The sequence below is a fragment of the Sphaerospermopsis aphanizomenoides BCCUSP55 genome (assembly GCF_001586785.1).
GTDB classification, from domain to species: domain Bacteria; phylum Cyanobacteriota; class Cyanobacteriia; order Cyanobacteriales; family Nostocaceae; genus Sphaerospermopsis_A; species Sphaerospermopsis_A aphanizomenoides_A.
Window position 1 is genome coordinate 1 of the sequence record NZ_LUFH02000200.1, and the last position, 3318, is coordinate 3318.

Annotated in this window: 5 protein-coding genes; 2 read left to right on the forward strand and 3 right to left on the reverse strand. The window is 37.3% G+C overall.

Features of this window, described 5'->3' with window-relative positions; translation table 11 throughout:
• Together A0J48_RS26145 and A0J48_RS27815 are read right to left on the reverse strand one after the other, a co-directional pair.
• Positions 1 to 555 (reverse strand): hypothetical protein (locus A0J48_RS26145; RefSeq protein WP_200327490.1); only part of this gene is annotated, 555 nt, incomplete at its 3' end.
• 117 nt (positions 556 to 672) lie between these two features.
• Positions 673 to 771, reverse strand: a complete 99-nt coding sequence (locus tag A0J48_RS27815; protein ID WP_200327494.1) for an AAA family ATPase — start codon at positions 769 to 771, stop codon at positions 673 to 675.
• 344 nt (positions 772 to 1115) lie between these two features.
• On the opposite strand from A0J48_RS27815, the gene A0J48_RS26155 reads away from it, so the two are divergent.
• Positions 1116 to 1991: an ABC transporter permease gene (locus A0J48_RS26155; protein WP_200327491.1), complete on the forward strand. Its 876-nt coding sequence runs from the start codon at positions 1116 to 1118 to the stop codon at positions 1989 to 1991.
• 316 nt (positions 1992 to 2307) lie between these two features.
• Complete coding sequence (locus A0J48_RS26160; RefSeq protein ID WP_200327492.1) at positions 2308 to 2682, forward strand: hypothetical protein; 375 nt, start codon at positions 2308 to 2310, stop codon at positions 2680 to 2682.
• 65 nt (positions 2683 to 2747) lie between these two features.
• Here A0J48_RS26160 and A0J48_RS26165 read toward each other — a convergent pair whose 3' ends face one another.
• Complete coding sequence (locus A0J48_RS26165) at positions 2748 to 3185, reverse strand: peroxiredoxin (protein ID WP_200327493.1); 438 nt, start codon at positions 3183 to 3185, stop codon at positions 2748 to 2750.
• Between the last annotated feature and the right edge of the window lie 133 nt (positions 3186 to 3318).

Here is a 3318-nt window from a genome sequence, read left to right on the forward strand (position 1 = left end):
ATTAACAATTTTTTGACTGTCTAATGGTGACATTAGTCCAAATCGAGAAAAATCTTTACTACGATTATCTGCATCTATGAGGTTATTAATTAGTATTTCCGGAGATTTGGGTAATTCTTCTGCAACTTCACTCTCCGAGTTTTGCAGAATTTTAGTAATAATTTCTTCATAGATATTGTGTACATTTGCTTCTCCTTGATTTGTACCTGTGAATGCTTGGTCACGAATCCATTCTTCAGTTCTCTCAATAGATGTTTTTAATACTATATCTCTGTTAATTAAAGAATCATCATCTAATAAGTAAACATTTGATGATGAAGTCCTTCTTCTAGAAATCATCAACTGTCTAAGGTTTTTTTCATATAAATCATTATCATCATCTTCTGGTAAGATATCACTTTTTAAAACTCTGTCGTCACCTAAAAAAAACATAGCTAATTGAAGTTCTGTTAACTTGTTACAAAACTCATCACTTGGTAAGTGTTGTTTTTGTTTATCATATTCATGATCAATGAGCGCATCAAAAATACTAATTTGATTTTGCAAAATTTGCATTTGAAATGAGCCAGTTAGCTCGGAATTATTTCGACTAGCAATGATGCTATTTCCATCAGCAAAAATTACAGAAAATTTACTAAAAGGGTTTTGGGTTAAAAATTTACGATGTCCATGTCAAGGATGTGGTGATAGCAAATGAAATAAGAGTTTTATAATAGTGGTTTTACCAGAACCATTGTCCCCATAAATGATAATCAGTGATGAAGAATCTATTTCACTGTAACTATCTTATTTAACTAAAATAGAGTTATAGCTACCAAAAAGTTGTTCAACTTTAATACGAACTATATAAAGGGTAGAGCTGTTTGCTATAAGATCAATCATCTGCATAATATTCCACATATTTAAATATATACAGCAAGTTTTATTATACATTAAAGTTAACCTAGTTAGTTAAATACATATCTGTCACTAAATCCTAATCAACTTCTCAATCATTTTTTGATATAATGGCATATTAAGAATTATAAATATTTTTTGCTAATTCCCAAGTGCAGCAATGTTTATAATTCAGCCACTTTAATCTTACACCCTGTATATCTAATGTTAAAATTGCTATGAAGACAGATATTAATTGGCAACAACTAACCTCACCTACAGTAGTTCCTGAAACTACACCCAACTTCTTGGCAGAAATCATCCAAGAAACCCTAGCTTTAACTCGTCGTCTGTTTATTCAACTGCAACGCCGTCCTTCTAGCCTCCTAGCCGGAATTATTCAACCGGTGATGTGGTTGGTATTGTTTGGTGCATTATTCCAAAATGCCCCTCAAGGTTTATTTGGTAGTACGACAAATTACGGTCAATTCCTCGCGGCTGGTGTAATTGTATTTACTGCTTTTGCTGGGGCTTTAAATGCAGGTTTACCTGTGATGTTTGACAGGGAATTTGGCTTTTTGAATCGGTTGCTAGTTGCACCCTTAGCTTCACGCTTCTCGATTGTTTTTGCTTCGGCAATTTTCATTATTAGCCAAAGTTTACTGCAAGCAGCAGTAATTGTCGGTGCAGCAGCATTTTTGGGTGCAGGTTTACCAGATGTGGCTGGGTTGGGTGCGATCGCTTTAATAGTTTTCCTGCTGGCTTTGGGTGTCACCGCTATTTCCCTCGGTTTGGCTTTTGCTTTACCAGGACACATAGAATTAATCGCGGTTATTTTCGTAACTAACTTACCTTTATTATTTGCCAGCACCGCCTTAGCACCATTATCCTTTATGCCTGGTTGGTTACAAGTCGTCGCTACCCTCAACCCTCTTAGCTATGCCATTGAACCCATACGCTATTTGTATTTACATAGCAACTGGGGATTAAATGATGTGGTAATGCAAGCTTTTTGGGGTGATGTTACCTTTGGAGGAGCATTATTAGTGTTGCTAGGATTTGCTGTCGTGACTTTAGTCAGCATTCAACCCCAATTACGCCGAACTCTTGCTTAAGATAGGTAAGTATTCAGCTATCAATAATCAGTAATCAGCTATTACCTGGAGAGAGACTGAGTTAATAACAAGAATACTCCTGCTGTGTCAAACTGCACCAGTATTAATGAGAGCAATTTTAAGGCTATTAGGACTTACGCAAAAACCTCTCAAACTTTTCTTCCTCTGTGTTCTCTGCGTCCTCTGCGGTTAGTTATTCCGTCAATAGTGCTTAAGTCCTGGCTATTATTGATGGTTTTGTTCTTTCTTGCTGACTGCTGATGGCTGACGGCTGAATGCTTACTAATATAGAAAGCAGAATGTGAGGGGAAATCTCATGAAAAAACCATCTTTACCAGTTCAAAAAATCTTGATAGCTACTGCTACCGGATTGAGTTTTGCGTCTTTGCTAACAGCACAACCTAGCTGGGCTGATACTGAGCAAACTTTTAGTGTTTTGGATAGTGATAAAAATAGCAATCCCTTAACAGGTAATAGCTCAGGCTTTGATATGCTGAACATGATTCATCAGGCAAATTTCGGTACTCTCAACTGGAATTCTGAACAACAAAGTCAACAAATAGATGAAGCAGCGGCAGAATATCAAGCCAAACTACGAGCAAAAATGAAAGGTCAGCAACAGCAAAATCCTAGTTCATCAACGCCGGGACAAAACTCATCACCGTTAATTATTTTCCCGTCAGATAAATAGTTGAATGTCAGTTGTCAGTTGTCAGTTGTGATTGTTTCATTCTGACTCCTGACTCCTGACTCCTTTTACAAACCTATTGCTTTTAAAACATCACTAGCATGGGTGGGAGTATTCACATTTGCGTCAACATGAATAATTTTACCGCTGGGGTCAATGACGTAGGTAACGCGCTTGGCATAACCACCACCATCAACATCGTAAGCAGTAATGATGCTTTTATTGGTATCAGCTAGTAAGGGGAAATTTAAATTAAATTTAGCTGTAAATGCTTGGTGAGAACTTTCATCATCTGCACTCACACCCAGCACAACAATGTCTTTGTTTGCATATTCTGTTTGGGCATCACGGAAACTGCAAGCTTGTTTGGTGCAGCCTGGCGTATCATCTTTGGGATAGAAGTATAAAACTACGGTCTTCCCAGCAAAATCAGATAATGATACGGTATTGCCGTTTGTATCTTGGGTGGTAAATGCAGGTGCGACTGTACCAACTGCTAGAGGCATAATTCCGGTTTCCTGTATTAAGTTCTTACGCACTACAGATTTTACAATAATTTACAATAAACAGGGAATAGGGAATAGGGAATAGAAATTGAATGATTTTCCTCTTTTTACCTGTCCCCAGTCCCCAGTCCCC

Excerpts from the sequence above, each read along its gene's own strand:
- A0J48_RS26155 (WP_200327491.1), top strand. The coding sequence starts at position 1,116 with ATGAAGACAGATATTAATTGGCAACAACTAACCTCACCTACAGTAGTT.
- A0J48_RS26160 (WP_200327492.1), top strand. The coding sequence starts at position 2,308 with ATGAAAAAACCATCTTTACCAGTTCAAAAAATCTTGATAGCTACTGCT.
- A0J48_RS26165 (WP_200327493.1), bottom strand. The coding sequence starts at position 3,185 with ATGCCTCTAGCAGTTGGTACAGTCGCACCTGCATTTACCACCCAAGAT.